At 54.6% G+C, this 19778-nt stretch carries 16 protein-coding genes; 6 read left to right on the forward strand and 10 right to left on the reverse strand.

Going from position 1 to position 19778, the window contains the following annotated elements; all coding sequences use genetic code 11:
* Positions 1-77 precede the first annotated feature (77 nt).
* Both dapD and QNH99_RS17675 read left to right on the forward strand, forming a co-directional pair.
* The gene (gene dapD, locus QNH99_RS17670; protein ID WP_172898053.1) at positions 78-902 is read left to right on the forward strand and encodes a 2,3,4,5-tetrahydropyridine-2,6-dicarboxylate N-succinyltransferase; all 825 of its coding nucleotides are present in this window, start codon (positions 78-80) and stop codon (positions 900-902) included.
* Positions 903-1130: 228 nt separating this feature from the next.
* Entirely contained in the window at positions 1131-1523 is a 393-nt protein-coding gene (locus tag QNH99_RS17675) for a DUF3461 family protein (RefSeq protein ID WP_063878468.1), read from the forward strand.
* Between the two features lie 83 nt (positions 1524-1606).
* Here the strand turns inward: QNH99_RS17675 and QNH99_RS17680 are convergent, their stop codons facing one another.
* The 4 genes from QNH99_RS17680 to dgt form a co-directional block, all read right to left on the reverse strand.
* Positions 1607-2818: an alginate lyase family protein gene (locus QNH99_RS17680; protein WP_410516988.1), complete on the reverse strand. Its 1212-nt coding sequence runs from the start codon at positions 2816-2818 to the stop codon at positions 1607-1609.
* Between the two features lie 31 nt (positions 2819-2849).
* On the reverse strand, positions 2850-4007 hold the full coding sequence (locus QNH99_RS17685) for a CdaR family transcriptional regulator (RefSeq protein WP_063878466.1): 1158 nt from the start codon (positions 4005-4007) through the stop codon (positions 2850-2852).
* A gap of 176 nt (positions 4008-4183) precedes the next feature.
* Positions 4184-5638 carry a serine endoprotease DegP gene (degP, locus tag QNH99_RS17690; RefSeq protein ID WP_410516989.1) on the reverse strand — a complete coding sequence of 485 codons (1455 nt, stop codon included), beginning with the start codon at positions 5636-5638 and terminating at the stop codon, positions 4184-4186.
* 133 nt (positions 5639-5771) lie between these two features.
* On the reverse strand, positions 5772-7262 hold the full coding sequence (gene dgt, locus QNH99_RS17695) for a dGTPase (protein WP_109718247.1): 1491 nt from the start codon (positions 7260-7262) through the stop codon (positions 5772-5774).
* 92 nt (positions 7263-7354) lie between these two features.
* Between dgt and mtnN the strand changes: the two genes are divergently transcribed.
* The 3 genes from mtnN (at position 7355) to QNH99_RS17710 (ending at position 9230) form a co-directional block, all read left to right on the forward strand.
* On the forward strand, positions 7355-8053 hold the full coding sequence (mtnN, locus tag QNH99_RS17700) for a 5'-methylthioadenosine/S-adenosylhomocysteine nucleosidase (protein WP_063878463.1): 699 nt from the start codon (positions 7355-7357) through the stop codon (positions 8051-8053).
* Entirely contained in the window at positions 8046-8840 is a 795-nt protein-coding gene (gene btuF / locus QNH99_RS17705) for a vitamin B12 ABC transporter substrate-binding protein BtuF (RefSeq protein WP_410516990.1), read from the forward strand. Before mtnN ends, btuF begins: the two co-directional genes overlap by 8 nt.
* A 138-nt stretch (positions 8841-8978) precedes the next feature.
* Positions 8979-9230, forward strand: a complete 252-nt coding sequence (locus QNH99_RS17710) for a hypothetical protein (protein ID WP_109718245.1) — start codon at positions 8979-8981, stop codon at positions 9228-9230.
* 41 nt (positions 9231-9271) lie between these two features.
* Here QNH99_RS17710 and erpA read toward each other — a convergent pair whose 3' ends face one another.
* Positions 9272-9619, reverse strand: coding sequence for an iron-sulfur cluster insertion protein ErpA (gene erpA, locus QNH99_RS17715; protein ID WP_006117744.1), 348 nt, complete (start codon positions 9617-9619; stop codon positions 9272-9274).
* A gap of 189 nt (positions 9620-9808) precedes the next feature.
* Here erpA and hemL point away from each other — a divergent pair, with 189 nt between their 5' ends.
* Positions 9809-11089, forward strand: coding sequence for a glutamate-1-semialdehyde 2,1-aminomutase (gene hemL, locus QNH99_RS17720; RefSeq protein WP_063878460.1), 1281 nt, complete (start codon positions 9809-9811; stop codon positions 11087-11089).
* A 31-nt stretch (positions 11090-11120) separates the two neighbouring features.
* Here hemL and fhuB read toward each other — a convergent pair whose 3' ends face one another.
* The 5 genes from fhuB to mrcB all read right to left on the reverse strand — a co-directional run bounded on the left by fhuB (position 11121) and on the right by mrcB (position 19747).
* Positions 11121-13100: a Fe(3+)-hydroxamate ABC transporter permease FhuB gene (gene fhuB, locus QNH99_RS17725; protein ID WP_256853389.1), complete on the reverse strand. Its 1980-nt coding sequence runs from the start codon at positions 13098-13100 to the stop codon at positions 11121-11123.
* On the reverse strand, positions 13100-13984 hold the full coding sequence (gene fhuD, locus QNH99_RS17730) for a Fe(3+)-hydroxamate ABC transporter substrate-binding protein FhuD (RefSeq protein WP_256853388.1): 885 nt from the start codon (positions 13982-13984) through the stop codon (positions 13100-13102). Before fhuD ends, fhuB begins: the two co-directional genes overlap by 1 nt.
* Before the next feature lie 10 nt (positions 13985-13994).
* Positions 13995-14789, reverse strand: a complete 795-nt coding sequence (gene fhuC, locus QNH99_RS17735; RefSeq protein ID WP_256853387.1) for a Fe3+-hydroxamate ABC transporter ATP-binding protein FhuC — start codon at positions 14787-14789, stop codon at positions 13995-13997.
* Between the two features lie 39 nt (positions 14790-14828).
* Positions 14829-17030: a ferrichrome porin FhuA gene (gene fhuA / locus QNH99_RS17740; RefSeq protein ID WP_410516991.1), complete on the reverse strand. Its 2202-nt coding sequence runs from the start codon at positions 17028-17030 to the stop codon at positions 14829-14831.
* Between the two features lie 197 nt (positions 17031-17227).
* Entirely contained in the window at positions 17228-19747 is a 2520-nt protein-coding gene (mrcB, locus tag QNH99_RS17745) for a bifunctional glycosyl transferase/transpeptidase (RefSeq protein ID WP_410516992.1), read from the reverse strand.
* Between the last annotated feature and the right edge of the window lie 31 nt (positions 19748-19778).

Here is a 19778-nt window from a genome sequence, read left to right on the forward strand (position 1 = left end):
GCTTCAATTTGTGAACATCAACTTTTTACCCGTGCCGGTCACTGGCTGGCACCACAAATGACAGATCAGGAAAAAATATGCAACAGTTACAGAGTGTTATTGAATCTGCCTTCGAACGTCGCGCTGATATCACCCCGACCAGTGTCGATACGGAAACTCGCGAAGCGATTAATCAGGTTATCGCTAAACTGGACAGCGGTGAGCTACGCGTTTCTGAAAAAATCGAGGGTGAATGGGTAACGCATCAGTGGCTGAAAAAGGCCGTTCTGCTCTCTTTCCGCATCAATGACAATCAGGTGATGGAAGGGGCTGAAACCCGTTTTTATGACAAAGTACCGATGAAGTTTGCCGACTGGGATGACGCGCGCTTTAAAGCAGCGGGCTTCCGCGTTGTACCGCCTGCTGCGGTACGCAAAGGTGCCTGTATTGCGCGTAACACGGTGTTAATGCCTTCCTATGTAAATATCGGTGCCTATGTTGACGAAGGCACCATGGTGGATACCTGGGCGACCGTTGGCTCCTGTGCGCAGATTGGTAAAAACGTGCATTTATCCGGTGGTGTAGGAATCGGTGGTGTCCTTGAGCCGCTGCAGGCCAACCCAACCATTATCGAAGATAACTGCTTTATTGGTGCACGTTCTGAAATTGTTGAAGGCGTCATCGTTGAAGAAGGCTCCGTCATTTCAATGGGCGTTTACATCGGTCAGAGTACCAAGATTTACGACCGCGAAACCGGAGAGATCCACTATGGTCGCGTACCTGCCGGTTCTGTCGTCGTCTCGGGTAATCTGCCGTCTAAAGATGGTAGCTACAGCCTCTACTGTGCAGTGATCGTGAAAAAGGTCGATGCGAAAACCCTGGCGAAAACCGGTATCAACGAACTGCTGCGCACTATCGACTAATTTGTCGGACTGTCGGACGGGCTGCACCAGACAGCCCGTCATCTTTTGTTTACAGCTGTTACGGGTAATGTTGTTTTTCTACGCGAACCAACAGGTGCGTTTACTTTTCATCCAGGTCATAATTCGCGCCAGTTAAATCCTGTTGCGCACTGATTCATGTTATTTATGTCTATAGTCATTAAGTCATGAACACTTCTGCGCGCTTATTCATTTGGTGGAAAAAACGTTATGTATGACAATATTAAGAGCTTAGGCATTAGTAACCCTGAGGATATCGATCGCTATAGCCTGCGTCAGGAAGCGAATAACGATATTTTGAAAATTTATTTCCGCAAAGATAAAGGTGAATTCTTCGCCAAAAGTGTGAAATTTAAATATCCTCGTCAGCGTAAAACCGTCGTTGCCGATAACGCCTCTCAGGGCTATCGTGAAGTGCAGGAAATCAGCCCGAACCTGCGTTATGTTATTGATGAACTGGATCAAATCTGTCAGCGCGACCAGGTTGAAGTCGATCTGAAACGTAAAATCCTCGATGACCTGCGTCATCTTGAAGGTGTGGTTTCTCATAAGATCGCGGAAATTGAATCCGATCTGGAAAAACTGACCCGCAACGGTCGTTAATTATTTCAGACAACGATAAGGCCAGCCGTATGCGGTGGAATTCACCTCACGCGGCTGGCCTTTTTTATTGTCACCCTGCCCGGTTAGTGCCTGAGCAACCACACGTCGCGCACCACCTCGGCAGGCGCATCACGCCATACCACGTGATTGATCCAGGATTGGTAACGTTCTGACTTGAGCGTGGTATCCGCCAACAGCAGCAAGGGAATTAACCGTTCGCTGTTACGTTCGCGCGTTTTCCACGGCCAGTGACGTGCCGGATCGCTGAAAGGCGCCATATAATCCAGCGCGGTCAGCAGTGAGCCGCCCTGTTTATTTTTATAATGCCAGAGATCGCCCTCTCCCCGCTGGGAAGCCAACGCCGCCATTGCGGTTAGCGCCTGTAAATTAAAGAAGCTGTAATGAAAAGAACGGGTTCGGGCCAGTTCAAGCGGTTGAGTTCCCTCACGCTCTATTTGCCCGTCAATCTTGCTTTTGGCCAGGGCAGTCATGTCTGCAATCACCGCACTGTTGTCCAGATAAGCGGCAATGCCGGCAACCTGAACACTGTACCAACTACCGTGGTTATTGGGCGCATTCCGCTCCTGTTGCGCCAGCTTGCTGGTCTGCAACCAGCTGAGATAGTCGCTGAACCAGCGATGCAACGCCGCCTCGTCGCTCCCCCGCCAACCGGGCGACTGACGCAGCAATATCAGCGCATCAACCATGCGGGTTGCAAAATAGCGCCCGTCCAGAACGCCATCATGACGACCCGCGGTTCGCCCCGGAATGCCCTGCGCGTAGCTCAGGTTTGGGTTCATACGACGGGCAGGATCGATAAACCAGTGGCGGATCATGGATTGTGCCTTGCTGGCGTAGCGCATATCCCCTGAAAAGAACCATGCCAACGCCAGTGCCTGCACGTCTGCGCTAAATCGCGCCAGGCGGACGCCGTCGGTTTGGTCGTTTTTGGTATCAGGATTCACCTCACCATCCCGACGTATCCAGGGTAAACCCGTTTTCTGCCGGGCGTCCGGCCACCAGTAGGCGCTCAGGCTGAGATAGTCATGCCGCGAGCCGCTGGGTGGTATCAGGCCTTTGTCCATGACGCTGGGGTCAGGCTGACTGAGCGCCTTATCCGCCTGATGTTGCAACTGACGCCAGGCCTGTTCGGTCAGTGCATCTGCCTGATGCTTCTGGAGTGCCTGTCGGGTTTTCACTAACGCGTCAGCAGACAGAAAAACCAGGTTGTCAGGCCGTGCCTGACAGGTGAACGTGAATATCAGCAGGCAAAGTGTTAAAAACAGTGTACGCATCTGGGGTTCCTCCCGGTTACGGTGAACAGCCTCAGCCCTGCTCATCCAACTGTAATGCAATATACAGCAGTAACCGGTCGTCAAAATGGCCAATGTTCAGTCCCGTCAATTCAGCAATGCGATTGAGGCGGTACTCCAGAGTATTACGGTGGATAAACAGCGCCCGCGACGTGGCTCCGGGCTGCACGTTATTGCTGAACCAGGCGCTCAAAGTGCGTCGCAGTAAGCCGTTGCTGTCCATACTTTTCAGTTTTTCCAGCGGACGCGCCAGTTCGTTTGCCTGCCAGCCACCGCGCAAACTGTCCAGCAAGACCGGGAGCATCAGGTCCTGATAAAAGTAGCTGCGTACGTCTGGCATACGCTGCTTTCCCACCACCATGGTCGTGTGCGCGGTGCGATAAGAACGGGCAATGCTGCCCGGGCCGGTGAAGAAGTTGCCCAGTGCAATACGCATTCGCAGATGACCGCTTTCGTTCATACGCTGCATGAGCTGTTCAACCCGCCGCCGGTGATCGTACTGGTCGTAACGTCCGTGTGCGTTTAAGGCGGGCTTCAGTACCACCATTTCGGTCAACGACACAATGGCTATCAGGTTATCCCTGACAGGCGTTGTCAGTAACGTTTGCAGCTGTTGTAACTCAGACATGGCGCTGTCCACGCCTAACTGCCCGCTGTCGACTTCGATAACCGCCACAACGCGGGGCTGATTAAGATCGATCCCCAGGCGCTGAGCCCATTCCGTCAGTTGCGGCGTCAGCTCATCACTGCGAATCAGGTTAAGCACCAGCTCTTCACGCAGGCGGCTGTCCTGAGCCAGCATATGTAACAGCCGTGCCTGCTCCAGCATCATCTCTGCCGCCATACAGACCAGCTCACCATAGTGACGGAGTGCACCCGGCTCGCCTGTCAGACCAATTACGCCAACGATCGCCCCGTCAATGCGCAGCGGAAGATTAATGCCCGGCCGCACGCCATGCAGATGCCTTGCCACGGCATCATCAATATCCACAATGCGTCCCTGAGACAACACCAACAGCGCGCCCTCATGCAACTCGCCAATGCGCTCCCTGTCGCCGCTGCCAATGATTCGTCCACGTGCGTCCATGACGTTGACATTACCATCAATGATTTTCATGGTGCGCGCGACAATTTCCTGCGCCAGCCGTGCGTCGAGATGACAGGTAGCCATCCTTTACTCCTGAGTCATATAAGAGGGAGAACAGGATAGCGGTGCGTCACGCGCAGAACATTATGCATTCGCCCATAGCCGCGGCGGCGTTAACAGAAATGCGGCAGGCATCACATTTGTGATTTTTGGCATAAAAAAGGCGGACCGAAGTCCGCCTGCTCAACACAAGACTGTGATTACTGCATCAGCAGATAAAGCGAGGTATCGCCGCGTTGCACGTTCAGCGCCAGTACCGGTGGTTTGGTATCCAGAATCTTACGCAGTTCCCCTAAGTTGGTTACCGGCTGCTGGTTGACGCCAAGAATCAGGTCGCCTTTTTTAAGGCCTACTCGTGCCGCAGCACTGCCTGCTTTTACGCTATCGACCCGAACCCCTTTCTCTTTGCCTGCGTTGTTGCTCAGATCCGCACCTTCAATGCCCGTGTAAATCGTCGCGGACTGCACTTTGTCCTGTGTGCTTTGCTGCAACTGCACAGAGACATCCAGTGGTTTACCGTCACGCAGCAGGCCCAGCTTCAGCGTAGTGCCCACCGGTAACGATCCCACTTCAGCACGCAGTGAGGCAAAGCTGGTCAATGGCTTGCCGTTCATGGAAACGATCACGTCTCCGGCTTTAATGCCGCCTTTTGCTGCGGCTGAATTTGGCACCACCTGGCTGACGAACGCGCCGCGTTGCGCATCGACTTTCATCGCTTTAGCCAGTTCAGAATTAAGCTCGGTCCCCATGATACCCAGCTCGCCGCGTTTCACCTGACCATATTCCACCATCTGGGCGGTCAGATTTTTCACCATGTTGCTTGGGATGGCAAAACCGATACCAATGTTGCCCCCGTCCGGAGCCAGAATAGCGGTATTAATACCGATCAGCTCTCCGTTGAGATTGACCAGGGCACCACCCGAGTTACCGCGGTTAATCGCGGCATCGGTCTGAATAAAGTTTTCATAGTTCTCAACGTTCAGACCACTACGTCCTAACGCCGAGACAATGCCCGATGTCACGGTTTCGCCCAGGCCATAGGGGTTACCGATCGCCACGGTATAATCGCCAACGCGTAAATTGTCGGAGTCAGCCATTTTGATCGCGGTCAGATTCTTCGCGCCTTCCAGTTGAATCAGTGCGATATCAGAGCTGGGGTCCTTGCCGATCACCTTAGCATCGTAGCTTCGGCCGTCGCTCAGTTTGACCTGGATTTTCGTCGCATCATTGACCACATGGTTATTGGTCACCACATAGCCTTTTTCTGCGTTAATGATGACGCCTGAACCCAACGCTTTAAATTTTTGCTGCTGCGTATCAGGACCGGCAGACGCACCGCCGCCGCTGCCACCCGCGCCCTGACACAGGGGCGAGCCCATGAACGGCGAACCGTCCTGGCAGAAAGGCGAATTATCGCCAAAAAATTGCTGGAACTGCTGTGGCATCCGCGGCGTTTTGACCGTGGTGCTTCCCTCAACGCTGATGCTTACAACCGAAGGCATCACCTTCTCCAGCATCGGGGCAAGGCTTGGCAACGGCTGGGTCGTGGAGGATGAAACGGAAGATGACGTTTCTGCAGCGAAAGCACTCACAGGGGTCAGTGCCATGCCAAGACTAAGCGCCAGTGCGCTTAACATTAACGAGGTTTTTTTCATTTTGGTATCTCACAATGATGGATATACTGACCATTGCTGTGGTCGAATGTTGAGATAAATGTTTTAGCGCGAAGTTCCTCTAAAAGTTTTAGGCAAAGGTAAAAATTTATTCGCGCTCTTTACAATTCTCGGCTTATTCCACCGCCATCAAACGACGGTACTCATCCCAGGCATAGAGATCGGTCATGCCACTAATGTAGTCCTGAATTAAGCGAAACCGATAATACCGCTCCCATAATAAACGCTCATATTTATGTTCAACAACCAGCGTGCGCATTTTATGCAAATAGGCTTTCCTGTGTTTTCCAGAAAGCTTATGAAACAGGCGCGTTTCAATCGGGTGGTTGCGTAAAAAGTCTTCGTTTATCAGCGTGGTGAAAGCTTCATAATTTAACATCATCAGCGGCTGATATATTTCCAGCAAACCTTTAATAACCCGGTAACCCTGGAGTTCCAACTGTTCAACCTCAGAGTGATTAAACACCTGCTGACGCGCAACGGTTTTAAATATTTGTAGTAAACGGCCCTCTTCACCCTCATCTTCTAATAACGCATGGTTGAATTTTCCATCAAAAATGGCGGGCAGGTTATCAATAAAACGCTTAACGGCATAGGTGACCAGAACATTCTGAACATTAACCCGGAGTGACATGAAGAATTGATCGCTACGGCTGCGGCGTTTTTTACTTCCCGCCTCGCGCCAGGCTTCGCCTACGGTGCGGCTGAACGCATCATTATTATTTATCGGCCCCCAGGCTTTGCTGAGATATTCATACAAACTGTCTACATTGAAAATGGCTTTTTCGACGGCATCATCCAAATCGGCAATACAATATGAAATGTCATCAGCCGCTTCCATGATATAGGTCAGGGGGAAACGATGATGCTCCGTCAAATTGGTGGCCGCACGGAGGTCGCGGATATATTCCCGTTCAGAGAGATAGAAACCCGGTTTTTTCATTAAGACGCTAAATTCAGCCGGTTTCTCGCCCTGCCACCATGCCGGCGCGGTATATTTTAGAATACAGGCAACCTGGGAATAGCTCAGGTTAAGCTCCAGCAGCGTGTGCACCATGCGAATGGCCTGAGCATTGCCTTCAAAATGGCATAAATCCTGACGAATCATAGCGTTCATTTGGTCAAACGCATGGCGCTGCTCATCAGTTTCTACCCCAGCTACCAGCGGATCGACCAGCTCGGCAGCCAGATTATCTTCAAACCAGTCGTTAATGGCGGCTTCGCCGAAATGGCCAAACGGTGGATTACCCACATCATGTAGCAGGCACGCCATTTCGACCAGGCTTTCAAATGCTCCTTCCATGTCTTCCAGTCCATATTTTGCCAGTCCACCCTGCGTTTTTAGCGTTTGCAGAATCTCTTTACTGATATATCGACCGGTTTGCTGCACTTCAAGCGAATGCGTCAGGCGGGAACGTACTGCGGCGTTACGCTCCAACGGGAATACCTGCGTTTTTTGTTGCAGTCGGCGAATAGCCGCCGAATTAATGATGCGTCCGCGATCGCTTTCAAAATGGCGGGTAATAAAATATTCGCCTTGCGGATCTTTACGGTTGCTATAAGGGCGAGTGAAGCTGATCTTCGTCCTGAAATTGATCGCTGCCATACATGTCCCCGTATTTTTTCGTGAAATAATCCCGTCATTGCCATGATAGACTATGCCCGATTTTTACATTCATTACATTAGCGAGACGCAAAATGAAAGCAGGCATCATTGGCGCAATGGAGCAGGAAGTTACCCTGCTGCGTGACAAAATTGAAAATCGCCAGACCCTGTCTCTGGCGGGTTGTGAAATTTACACAGGCACACTCAATGGTGTCGAGGTTGCGTTGCTGAAATCAGGCATCGGTAAAACCTCAGCCGCTCTCGGCACAACGCTGCTGCTGCAATTATGTAAACCCGATCTGGTTATTAACACCGGCTCCGCGGGCGGTTTAGCCCCTACGTTAACCGTGGGCGACATCGTGGTGTCTGAAGAAGTGCGCTATCACGATGCTGACGTCACGGCGTTTGGCTATGAACCAGGCCAGATGGCAGGTTGTCCTGCCGCCTTTACGGCTGATAGTAACCTGATTGCCGAGGCGGAAGCCTGCATAAAGCAGCTAAACCTGAACGCCGTACGCGGTCTGGTGGTCAGCGGCGATGCCTTTATCAATGGTTCAGAACCCCTGGCACGCATCCGTGCGACCTTCCCGCAGGCCATTGCGGTTGAAATGGAAGCGACCGCCATCGGCCACGTCTGCCATCAGTTCCAGGTGCCTTTTGTGGTCGTCAGGGCGATTTCCGACGTTGCCGATCAGGAATCCCACCTGAGCTTTGACGAGTTTCTAAGCGTCGCCGCCAGACAGTCATCATTGATGGTTGAAAATTTGCTGGCCCGTCTGGCTCGTGGCTAAACACCTGCTGTTTTGCTGGCTGCTGCTGTTGAGCAGCAGCCTGTTTGCTGCCCCGTCCCGCGTCATCACCCTTGCCCCGCACCTGACTGAACTGGCCTTTGCCGCCGGGATTACCCCGATTGCGGTCAGCGCATGGTCCAGTTATCCCCCTGAGGCAAACAAAATTGAACAGGTTGCTAACTGGCAGGGCATTAATCTCGAACGTATTTTGCAGCTTAAACCCGATGTGGTACTCGCGTGGCGTGGCGGTAACCCGCAGCGTCAGGTGGATCAGCTGCGGCAGTTCGGTATTAACGTGGAATGGGTCGATGCCGCAACGCTGGATGACATGATTGATGCGCTGGCGGGATTAGCAACGTGGAGTCCGGACCCGCAACGCGCCGCGCAAGCCGCCGGGCAACTGCGAAAGCAGGAAGCCGCACTGCGACAGCGCTATAGCCAACAGCGCCCTGTCCCGGTCTTTCTGCAGTTTGGCTTTTCACCCATGTTTACCGCGGCTAAGGCGACGCTGCAGAATGACGTCATCAGGCTGTGCGGTGGGCAGAATATCTTTGCTGACAGTGCAGTCAGTTGGCCTCAGGTGAGTCGTGAACAGGTGCTGATGCGCCATCCTCAGGTCATCATTACCACCGGCGATGCCCAACAGGCGAGTCAGACTGCGCAATTCTTGCTGCCACAACTTAGCGTCAGAGTCATTGCCCTTAACGACGACTGGATCAGCCGCCCGGGGCCGCGCATCCTGTTAGCCGCAGATCAGCTTTGTAAAGCCCTGCATCCAGTTAAATAATGCTGCAGACTGGCGTGCGTACGCTATAAATTAAAGAAATCACCCTTACTGCCGTTAATTTTAGATATGAGACACGTGCCACGTAAGCCCGATGTCCTTTTTAGCGCTCAGCGCTTTTTACTACACCAGGTATTTAATATGACCAAAGCCCTGCTTCTGGCCATAGGGCTTGTGATCGCGCAACAGGCATTCGCGGGATCGACGACCGGCTCTATTAACGTCAGACTCGTCATCTATTCACGTTGTGAAGTTAACACTTCAGTGGGTCAATCTGTGCCGCAGGTTGAGTGTGGTCGTCAACTCAGCGCACAGCCGCGCGTGACGCAAACGGTGCTAAAACGCCAGGGGAGTAGGGGAACCAGCGATCGGCTGGTGACCATTGAATGGTAAACGAGGCCGCCGGGTGATGGCGGCTCGCTAATCAGATGCTATCAGATGCTAAATGACGACCCGCAGCCGCAGGTGGTTTTGGCATTGGGGTTGGTCACGATAAAGCGCGATCCTTCCAGCCCTTCAGTGTAATCCACAGAACCGCCCACCAGATATTGCAGGCTCATGGGATCAACCACCAGCGAAACGCCCTGCTTCTCAATGGTCATATCGCCGTCATTCATTTGATCGTCGAAGGTAAAACCATACTGAAAGCCGCTGCAACCACCACCAGTGATATACACACGCAGCTTCAGCGCCGGGTTATCTTCGTCAGCAATCAGATTCTTAACTTTGTTGGCTGCTGCGTCGGTAAACTGCAACGGCAGTGCTACTACTTCATCACTCATGTGTTACTCCGTAAACGCCCGGGTCAGAAAACGACCTCAATGTTGCTATTATCTGCCAGCGACCCGACGCAATCAAGCTCTCAGCTTCGCACTCTGTGCCGGATTCACCTGGTTAATTATAGCGCCCTTTCGTCTGCCGCCCCTCTTCCGTAGAATAGCCCGATATTTTATGAACTGCTGGAGCCGAAAATGAGTAAGTCTGAAGAACTGTTCGCTGAAGCACAACGCCTGATTCCCGGCGGTGTGAACTCGCCGGTACGTGCGTTTACCGGTGTGGGCGGCGTTCCGCTGTTCATTGAACATGCTGACGGTGCATATCTTTATGACGCCGATGGTAAAAAATACATCGATTATGTCGGTTCATGGGGCCCCATGGTGCTGGGACATAATAACGATGGCATCCGTAATGCCGTGATTGAGGCAGCCCAGCGCGGCCTGAGCTTTGGTGCGCCAACTGAGATGGAAGTCACCATGGCGCAGCTGGTGTGTAAGCTGGTTCCCAGCATGGAAATGGTGCGGATGGTGAACTCCGGTACCGAAGCCACCATGAGCGCGATTCGTCTGGCGCGGGGTTTTACCGGGCGCGACAAAATCATTAAATTTGAAGGTTGCTACCACGGTCATGCCGATCACCTGCTGGTGAAAGCCGGTTCCGGTGCCTTGACGCTGGGGCAACCTAATTCCCCTGGCGTGCCTGCCGATTTTGCAAAGCATACGCTGACCTGCACATATAACGATCTCGATTCGGTTCGCGCGGCGTTTGAACAGTATCCGCAGGCTATCGCTGCCATTATCGTTGAACCCGTTGCCGGGAATATGAACTGTATTCCGCCCCAACCCACGTTTTTACCGGGCCTGCGCGCGCTCTGTGATGAGTTTGGCGCGCTGCTGATTATCGATGAAGTAATGACAGGTTTCCGCGTTGCGCTGGGTGGCGCGCAGGCACATTACAACGTGAAACCGGATCTCACCTGCCTCGGCAAAATCATCGGTGGTGGCATGCCTGTCGGTGCCTTTGGTGGCCGTCGGGAGGTGATGAATGCACTGGCACCGACCGGCCCGGTTTATCAGGCAGGGACGCTGTCCGGTAACCCTGTCGCCATGGCTGCCGGTTATGCCTGCTTAACCCAGATTGCCCAGCCGGGCATGCATGACAAGCTGAACAGCCTGACGTCACAGTTAGCACAGGGACTGGTTGAGGCGGCAAAACAGGAAAATATTCCTGTCGTCGTGAATCAGGTTGGCGGCATGTTTGGCCTGTTCTTCACCGATGCCGCGAGCGTCACCTGCTATAAAGACGTGACGCAGTGCGATGTTGAACGCTTTAAGCGCTTCTTCCATTTGATGCTCGAAGAAGGCGTTTACTTTGCGCCCTCCGCCTTTGAGGCCGGCTTTATGTCGCTGGCGCACAGTGCAGAGGATATTCAGCACACCATCGATGCCGCGCGTCGCTGCTTCGCTAAGCTGTAAGGTGACAGACCGGCAAACGCCGGTCTTTTTTTCAACGTGAACGCCGCAACAACCAGATAAAATAGGGCGCGCCTAAAAAGGTTGCCATCAATCCTGCCGGAATCTGGTTTGGAAAAGCCACCATTCGCCCGCACCAGTCAGCAACCACCATTAAACCTGCCCCGAGCAACCCAGACAGTAACAGCTGCGGTAGCGCCCGCCGGAAGCCCAGCATGCGCGCCATGTGCGGTGCCATCAGTCCCACAAAGCTCAGAGGCCCAATCGTCAGCGTGGCGCAGGCTGTTAAGGCCGCAGCCAGCAGCAGCAGTGCCAGACGCGAGGCGGTGAGCGCCATTCCGGCCGAGCGCGCCGTCGCGCTGCCAAGCGGCAACAGCGTGAGCCAACGGCTGGCCAGCGGCGCTAATGACACCAGCACCACCGCACAGACAGCACTTTGCAGCGCCTGGGTGGCACTGACGTTATAAGTGGAGCCGGAGATCCAGGTCAGTAACCCCGACATCCGGGGATCGCCATTGGCCATCAACAGCATCAGAATGGTGACAAAGGCACTGTTTAACGCCATCCCGGCCAGCAGCATGCGTTCAGGGGAAAAACCGCCGCGACTGGCCACCAACATAATGATCGCCAGCGTCACCGCCGCGCCCAGCGCACCGGCGGGTAACAGGAATGCCAGCGCATTGCCGGGCACGAAGAACAACATCACGACTGCGCCGCAGGCCGCGCCGGAACTGATGCCCAAGACTTCAGGGCTGGCCATCGGGTTCCCCGTGAGTCGCTGGATCAGGCTGCCGGCAACGCCAAGCATTAAGCCTACCTCCAGGGCCGCCAGCACACGCGGTGCGCGCCAGGGTAGCAGCTGCTGTAGCAGGTCACCGCTGGTCCAGATCCAGCCTTGCGCATCCCGTCCAAACGCCAGACACAGCCATGCCAGCATGCCTAACAGCGCTAAGCCGATCAGGCTCCAGCGCAGAACGTGATGGCGTTCGACCGGAACCTTGTCGCCCTGATCCAGTGCGGGTGGAACGGAACCGGTTCGCAGACGCGGCAACAGCCACAGCAGAATCGGCACGCCCAGTAGCGCCGTCACCGTGCCGGTAGAAACCTCGCGCCAGTGCGTCGTAAGCCACAGGACGCAGGCATCAGCCAGCCACAGCAGCAATGCGCCAATCAGCGGGGCCAGCAGCATGCGGCTCAGCAAGCGGCGTCCACCGAGCAGCCTTGCCAGCAGCGGCGCGAACAAGCCGATAAAACCAATGATACCGGCGACGCTCACCAACTGTGCGCTAAGCAATATCGCCAGCACCAGAATCGCTAACCGGGTAGCGGACAGGGCCAGCCCGAGGTTTTTTGCCACGCCATCGTCCAGCCCCATGAGCGTCAGCGGCCTCAGCAGCGCCAGAGACAGTAACAGCGCCAGCATCAGTCGCGGCCAGAGCTGGGTAACACTGTCCCAGCTCATCTGGTTCAATGCGCCTGTGCTCCACAGAAACATATTTTGCAGTTGGTCGTGATTGAAGATGGCGAAGATCTGGTTAACAGCACCGCTGTAAAGACTGAGGACCAGCCCGGCCAGGATCAAGGTTACGGGTGACAGGCGTTTGCTCCAGGCCACGCTAAATACCAGCGCCCCCACCAACAACGCACCACCCGAGGCGGCAAGCTGCTGGGTAACGACTCCGCCCGGCAGGTGCCACAACGTGGCGACGGTAATTCCCAGTTGTGCGCCGGATGAAACGCCTAATGTTCCCGGTTCCGCCAGAGGGTTACGCAGAACCTGCTGAAACAGCAGTCCCGCTAATCCCAGACCGGCCCCCACCAACAGCGCCAGCGCCCAGCGCGGCAGCAAACTGTAGTGAAACACCATCTGTTGCACATTCGTGGTATCAGGTGTCCACAGGGCCTGTGTCCATTGCCCCAGGGGCAACGCCTGCTGAAAGTTTATTGCGGTGAGCGCCAGCGCCAGTAAAAACAGTACGCCCAGCACGGTGACTGAGAAAAAACGATAGCGCATCAGACTTTCTCCAGCGCATGTTCCAGCACGCGTATAAAGTGCAAGGCAGAGAGTGTTGCCCCGTAATACCAGACCGCCGGTACGCGTTGAAAATGGCCGCTGTGGACAAAAGGCATTGCCTGCCACAGCGGGCTGCGTGACAGCTGCTGCATAACGGCCGCATTGTCATGATCGAAGCAGATGGTTTCCACGTCGTGAAACGCCGCCAGCCGCTCCAGGCCAATCACTGAACTTCCCCAGAAATTGGTTTCGCCCTGCCAGGCGTTCTGCAGACCAAGCAACGCCATGACCTCAAGGAATAAGCTGTTTTTACCGAAGGTGATGGCATGGCGACTGTCAAGCAGTGACATCAGCAGGATGGCACGTCCGGCATGCGGTGCCAGACGCTGGCGCGCCGCGGCGATTTCCTCGTCCATGCGTTGCAGGTGCGCGGCTGCCTGGGCTTCCCGCCCCAGCCTGGCGCCGAGGGCCTGCAGAGAGACACGCGCCCGGGAGAGCGGTTTACCGTCGCCGCCGTGCAGGTCAAACCCCATAATCGGCGCAATACGCTGGAGTTTTTCTTTAGGCGGTCCATAGCCGTTTGAACAGAGAATCAGTGAGGGATGCATCTGGGTCATCAGTTCAAGGTTAGGCTCGGTACGCAGCCCAACATCCACCACGCCGGCAGGCAAGGCTGGCTGCCCAACCCAGATATTATAATTATGCACATCGGCGACCCCAAAGGGCTTAACGCCTAACGCCAGCAGCAGCTCGGTGGGTAACCACTCAAGCGCGATGATGCGATCGGGATCGGGATCGGGCTGCGCCGCCTGGAGTGAAAAGGGGCTCATCAGTGGCGATAACGCCATCGCCATCATCAGGCGACGGCGGAACAAATCGGGCATTATCGGGTCCTTAACACACAAAACTCACCGGCGCACCGCCGCCGGGATGGGGGAAGATCCCCATTGGAATACCGTAAATCGCCTGCAAAACGTCCGCCTGCATAATGTGGTCCGGCCCGCCTTCAGCGATAAGCGCGCCACCGCGTAATGCCACCAGATGGTCACAGTAACGGGCAGCCATATTGATATCGTGTAATACCGTAATAACGGTTAAGCCATGCTCCCGACTCAGTGTCTGAATCAGGGCCAGCACATCAACCTGATGGGCGATATCCAGTGCGGAAGTGGGTTCATCCAGCAGCAGACAGCGGCTGTTTTGCGCCACCATCATCGCCAGCCAGGCGCGTTGCCGTTCGCCGCCCGATAAGCTGTCTACCAGCCGTGAGGCAAAAGGCGTTAACCCTACGCGCGAAATCGCCTGCTCAACGCGGTCGCGGTCCTCCTGAGTGAAACGCCCCAGCGCCCCATGCCAGGGATAGCGCCCAATGGCCACCAGCTCGCGCACCGTCATACCTTCTGCAGCCGGCAGTTGCTGAGGTAAATAGGCGACCTCACGGGCAAATACTTTGCTGTTCAGGCTCTCCACGGGCCGCTCATTCAGGAGCACCCGGCCTTCGCTGGCCGCGTGATGCCGCCCCAGCATTTTTAACAGCGTGGATTTTCCCGAACCATTGTGACCAATCAGCGCGGTTACTTTGCCTGGTGTAAAAGAGAGAGACAGCGGCTGGAGAAGCGTGCGACCGGGTACACGAAAGCTGGCATTATCCAGTTTGAAGGTCGTCTGTTGGTGCTGCGGAAGCTGCATGGTAATCCCTGTAAACGGGCGCCGAAGCGCCCTCATCGATCAGAACCGGAACGTGGCGGTGCCTACAATCTGCCGTTCTGCGCCCCAGTAGCACGCATATTCACGGTAACAACTGGCAACGTAGTCGCGGTTAAACAGGTTATTAACGTTAACGCCTACCGTTGATCCAGGCAAACCAAAACGTCCTAAATCATATTTCAGTGCAGCATCGACGGTGGTGTAACCCGCTACGCTAAAGTTCTGGTTGGCATCAGGACCGGTGCTATACAGCCCCTGACTTTCGCCCACGTAACGGACGCCCGCGCCGACCGTGACGCCTGACAGCGCGGTTTCGTGGAAGGTATAGTCGCTCCACAGTGACGCCATATGTTTGGGCACCTCAACCGGGGTTTTGCCCTGAAGCTGAGTATCTTTCGTATATTCGGCATCGGTATAGGTATAAGAGGCCGTCAGGTTAACGTTGGCGTTCAGCGCCGCTTTCGCTTCGAGTTCAACACCGCGGGAACGGATTTCGCCGCTCTGGATGCTGAAATTAGGACTGTTAGGATCAGCCGTTAAGTTTTTGGTCTTTGTCAGCTCATAAATCGCGGCCGTGACAACGACAGGGCGATCTTTTGGCACAAACTTTACGCCCGTTTCATACTGCTTAGCGCGCGAAGGGTCGAAAGGTTGACCACTTTGAGTCGTTCCGGATGTCGGAATGAAGGATTCGCTATAACTGAAATAAGGCGCGATACCATTATCGAACACATAGTTTAAGCCGCCACGCCAGGTAAACGCCTGGTCATGACTTTTAACTTCGGAACTGCTACTCCGATTAAAAGCAGAAGTCATTGCGTAATCATAGCGACTGCCCAATGTCAGTACCCAACGATCCCATTCCATCTGGTCTTGTGCATACAGGCCGGTTTGCTCCTGTTTGTTGAGATAGCGATACGGGAAAGGTGTGCCGTTTAGCGCGTCATTGCCGTATTGCGGATTAACCGCATTCAACGGGAATGCTGAGCCAAAAGCCGCATTAATATCATTTCGCATGCGCTGATAATCAACGCCAAGCAGTAACGTATGATCAAGCTGGCCGGTGGCAAATTTAGCCTGAGCCTGATTATCTACCGCAAACTGATTCAGTTTCTCGTCTGAAGCCGCAGACCCGCGGGTGATTTGCTGAGTGGCTGCATCAAAGCCGTTACCATAAATACTGCGGTAATCCGTGGTTAATTCGGCATAACGCAGGTTCTGCCGTACCGTCCAGGTTTCATCAAAACGATGCTCAAAGCTGTAGCCCAGCATTTTGGTATTGCGTGAGATGCGGTTGCTCTTCTCGCCCTCATCAAAGTTGGTCGGCAGTTTGTACTGGCTGCCATCAGGCCGGGTGATCGGCACCACGGTCCCTTCACGCGGGAGCCAGCCGTAGTAGCCGGTATCCGGCTCGTTCTGGAAATAGGTCAGCAGATCAAGACGGGTGTTTTCATCTGGTCGCCAGCTGAATGAAGGCGCGATGGTATAACGCTTCTGCTTGTTATTCGCCTGCTGGGCATCCTGGCTACTGGCCAGGCCTGTCAGACGGTAGCTGTACACGCCTGCGTCGTCTATTGCGCCGCCAAAGTCGAAACCGGTGGAGTAAAGGTTATGGTTGCCCATCTGGAACTGGACTTCGCGCAGCGTTTCCTGAGTGGGACGCTTGCTGACTAAAGCGACGACACCGCCGGGATTGCTTTTACCGTACAGCACGGAAACCGGACCGCGCAGCAGTTCAGCCCGCTCCAGAAAATAGGGATCGATAGCGAATTCAGAGTAGTTGTCACCCTGCAGCTTCAACCCATCGAGATACTGATTGGTGTTGGTTTCGCTAAAACCGCGAATCGACAGCGCGTCAATGACCGCGGAACTGCCGCGGTTGCCGGTCAGTACGCCAGGCGTATAGTTAAATGCCTGCTTGACGCTGCTGACGCTGCGCATGTCCATTTCTTCACGCGTGACCACGGAAACCGACTGCGGGTTCTTTTCAATCGGCGTATCCGTTTTGGTGCCGGTGGCGCTGCGTTTCGCGGCGACGGTCGGTGCCGGGCCCCACGGACTTTCCTGCGCAACAGCGGCACCGCCGTTTGCTGAAACCACCACCGTTTGTTCGGCGAAGGCCAGGGGAGTTGCGCCACTGGATATCAGCGCAATCATCAGTGCCAAAGGACGAGGAGTAAACGACCCTGGTGTGAAACCAAAAGTGGTGGTGCGCGCAGTCATGAAGGTGTCTCTCAAATGGGGATGATTAAGCGAATCGAAACGATAATGATTATTATAACGGTTCGATAATATGCGAAGTGCAACAATCTCTGCAAGCAGAATTCCCTACTGTGGCGCTGTTTGTAGCCTGTTTACAGCGTATTTATCAGGCATAAAAAAAGGCACCGAAGTGCCTTCTTTTCACTGCTTTTGACCCGTTACTTGCCGAACATGTCTTTTATCCAACCTGCAACGCCATCGCTGTCTTTTTGCTCCTGCTGTTGCTGCTGTTGCAATTGCTGTTGTTGCTGTTGTTGCTGCTGCATTTGCTGAACCTGTTGCTGCTGTTGCTGACACAGTGCATTCGGGTCCAGTGCCCAAACCGGCAATGAGCGCCAGGTACTGCTGCCTGAACCACAAACAAAGTTGCCCGCTGAGTCGATATTCATCATCGTCACGTCTTCCGGCGGCGTCAGTTGCAACGGCATCGGTGCCTGGTTATCAAGATAGCGACGGTAGATCTGCATCGCACCGCTGGCACCGTACAGCTTGGTCGGCTGGTTGTTATCACGCCCAACCCAGGTGATCGCCACTTCTTTACCATCGACACCGGCGAACCAGCTGTCTATCAGGTCGTTAGTGGTCCCTGTTTTGCCCGCCAGATGCGCATTAGGGAAGCGAGCGCCCAGGGCGCGTGCCGTACCGTGATCGGCAACCTGCTGCATCGTGTACAACGTTAAATAGGCAGCCTGCGCAGGCTCTACCCGTTGCGCCTGCGGGAAGCTCTGGTACAGCACCGTTCCGTCTTCGGCAATCACGGAACGCACCGCTGACAGGTCCGCACGATTCCCTCCGCTGGCAATCGACTGAAACGCCTGGGCCACTTCAATCGGCGTCAGGTTGAGTGCGCCCAGCAACATTGCCGGCACCGGGTTGAGCTGATCTTTAGGTACACCCAGTTTGGTCCAGGTATCCACCACCGCATTCAGCCCCAGCGTCATGCCAAGATTCACCGTTGGCACGTTCATGGAGTTGGTCAACGCATCCACCAGCATGACTTTGCCACTGAAGCGGCGGTCGTCATTCATGGGTTTCCAGATGCTGCCATTGGGCTGTTTCAGCGCAATAGGCTCATCGGCAATCCAGCTATTGAGTCGATATGTATTTGGCTGGCTCAGTGCGGTGAGATAGGTGGCCGGTTTTGCCAGTGAACCAATAGAACGGCGGGCCTGTAATGCACGGTTATACCCGGCGAACTGCGGATCGGCCCCGCCGACCATCGCGCGGACTTCCCCCGTGAAGCGGTCAACGACCACCATCGCGGTTTCCAGGTCTTTCAGACCGCGCTGTTTTTTCAGGGTGGGAATACCGTCCACTACCGCTTTTTCAGCGGCATCCTGCGAGACCGGATCTAAGGTGGTGAAAATTTTCACCCCCGACAGATCTTTAACCTTGTCACCCAGTTTTGCCTGAAGTTCATTACGCACCATCTGCATAAACGCAGGCTGTGGCGTAATCACACCGCCTTTCGGCTGCACACCTAACGGACGCGCCGACAGCATGTCATACAGTTCCTGGTCGATGACTTTCTGCTGCTGCAACAAGCGCAGCACAAGATTGCGTCTTTCCAGTGCCAGTTTCGGGTTACGCCATGGGTTATAGAGCGAAGCGCCTTTTACCATGCCGACCAGCATTGCCTGCTGATCCAGACTCAGCTCATCCACCGGACGGCCAAAGTAGTAAAGGCTGGCCAAAGGGAAACCACGAATCTGATCGTTACCTGCCTGACCGAGATACACTTCGTTAAGGTAAAGCTCCAGAATGCGATCTTTGCTGTAACGCGCGTCCATGATCACGGCCATATAGGCTTCACGCGCTTTACGCCACAGCGAACGCTCGTTGGTCAGGAACAGGTTTTTTACCAGCTGCTGAGTCAGCGTACTGCCACCCTGAACCGCCTTACCTGCCGTGATATTCGCGACAAAGGCACGGCCAATGGAGTACGGGCTGATACCATCATGCTCGTAAAAATGGCGATCCTCGGTGGCGATTAACGTATCGACCAGCAGATCCGGGAAGCCCGCACGGGGCACGAACAGGCGCTGTTCACCATTAGGCGACTGCAGCATGGTGATCAGACGCGGATCAAGACGGAAGAAACCAAAATCGCGCCCGGTTTCAACGTTTTTAATCTCGCTGAGTTCATCTTTGCTAAAGGTCATACGGGCATGAATCTGCCCCTCTTTGCTGTCCGGGAAATCAAATGGACGGCGCAACAGTTCGATAGTGTTGCCCTTAACCGAGAACTCACCCGGGCGCGTAATACGTGAAACTTCACGGTATTGCGTGCCTTCAAGCAGGGCGACCATTTCGCTTTTGTTGTAGGCCATGCCGGGTTCAAGGCTGACCATACGACCATATACGGTTGCGGGCAGTTGCCACACTTTACCGTCAATGCGGCTGCGAATTTCCGAGTCGAGGTATACGCCCCACGCGGCCATTACCACCACAAATACCAGGAACAGCTTAATTAACCATCCCAGCCAACGGCGTTTGCCGCGCGGCGGTTTTCCACCTTTACCTTTACGTGGCACCGGCGCTTCCTCCTCGTAGTCATCATCAAAATCGTCCTGAGCAACATCGTCATCGATGTCTCTGCGCCGCCCACGGCGGGCGCTGCTGCGCGGAGGCAGCGCTTTTCCTTTGCGCCCAATAGGTTCGCGATCGTTCCCAGACATTCGTTTTATTCTCCAGGCATAGCTTACGGCT

This window comes from Pantoea allii (assembly GCF_046529425.1).
In the GTDB taxonomy this organism is placed as follows: domain Bacteria; phylum Pseudomonadota; class Gammaproteobacteria; order Enterobacterales; family Enterobacteriaceae; genus Pantoea; species Pantoea allii.

What these genes read in the sequence shown, in the direction of transcription:
- dapD (WP_172898053.1), top strand. Translation starts at nt 78, where the DNA reads ATGCAACAGTTACAGAGTGTTATTGAATCTGCCTTCGAACGTCGCGCT.
- QNH99_RS17675 (WP_063878468.1), top strand. Translation starts at nt 1,131, where the DNA reads ATGTATGACAATATTAAGAGCTTAGGCATTAGTAACCCTGAGGATATC.
- QNH99_RS17680 (WP_410516988.1), bottom strand. Translation starts at nt 2,818, where the DNA reads ATGCGTACACTGTTTTTAACACTTTGCCTGCTGATATTCACGTTCACC.
- QNH99_RS17685 (WP_063878466.1), bottom strand. Translation starts at nt 4,007, where the DNA reads ATGGCTACCTGTCATCTCGACGCACGGCTGGCGCAGGAAATTGTCGCG.
- degP (WP_410516989.1), bottom strand. Translation starts at nt 5,638, where the DNA reads ATGAAAAAAACCTCGTTAATGTTAAGCGCACTGGCGCTTAGTCTTGGC.
- dgt (WP_109718247.1), bottom strand. Translation starts at nt 7,262, where the DNA reads ATGGCAGCGATCAATTTCAGGACGAAGATCAGCTTCACTCGCCCTTAT.
- mtnN (WP_063878463.1), top strand. Translation starts at nt 7,355, where the DNA reads ATGAAAGCAGGCATCATTGGCGCAATGGAGCAGGAAGTTACCCTGCTG.
- QNH99_RS17710 (WP_109718245.1), top strand. Translation starts at nt 8,979, where the DNA reads ATGACCAAAGCCCTGCTTCTGGCCATAGGGCTTGTGATCGCGCAACAG.
- erpA (WP_006117744.1), bottom strand. Translation starts at nt 9,619, where the DNA reads ATGAGTGATGAAGTAGTAGCACTGCCGTTGCAGTTTACCGACGCAGCA.
- hemL (WP_063878460.1), top strand. Translation starts at nt 9,809, where the DNA reads ATGAGTAAGTCTGAAGAACTGTTCGCTGAAGCACAACGCCTGATTCCC.
- fhuB (WP_256853389.1), bottom strand. Translation starts at nt 13,100, where the DNA reads ATGCGCTATCGTTTTTTCTCAGTCACCGTGCTGGGCGTACTGTTTTTA.
- fhuD (WP_256853388.1), bottom strand. Translation starts at nt 13,984, where the DNA reads ATGCCCGATTTGTTCCGCCGTCGCCTGATGATGGCGATGGCGTTATCG.
- fhuC (WP_256853387.1), bottom strand. Translation starts at nt 14,789, where the DNA reads ATGCAGCTTCCGCAGCACCAACAGACGACCTTCAAACTGGATAATGCC.
- fhuA (WP_410516991.1), bottom strand. Translation starts at nt 17,030, where the DNA reads ATGACTGCGCGCACCACCACTTTTGGTTTCACACCAGGGTCGTTTACT.
- mrcB (WP_410516992.1), bottom strand. Translation starts at nt 19,747, where the DNA reads ATGTCTGGGAACGATCGCGAACCTATTGGGCGCAAAGGAAAAGCGCTG.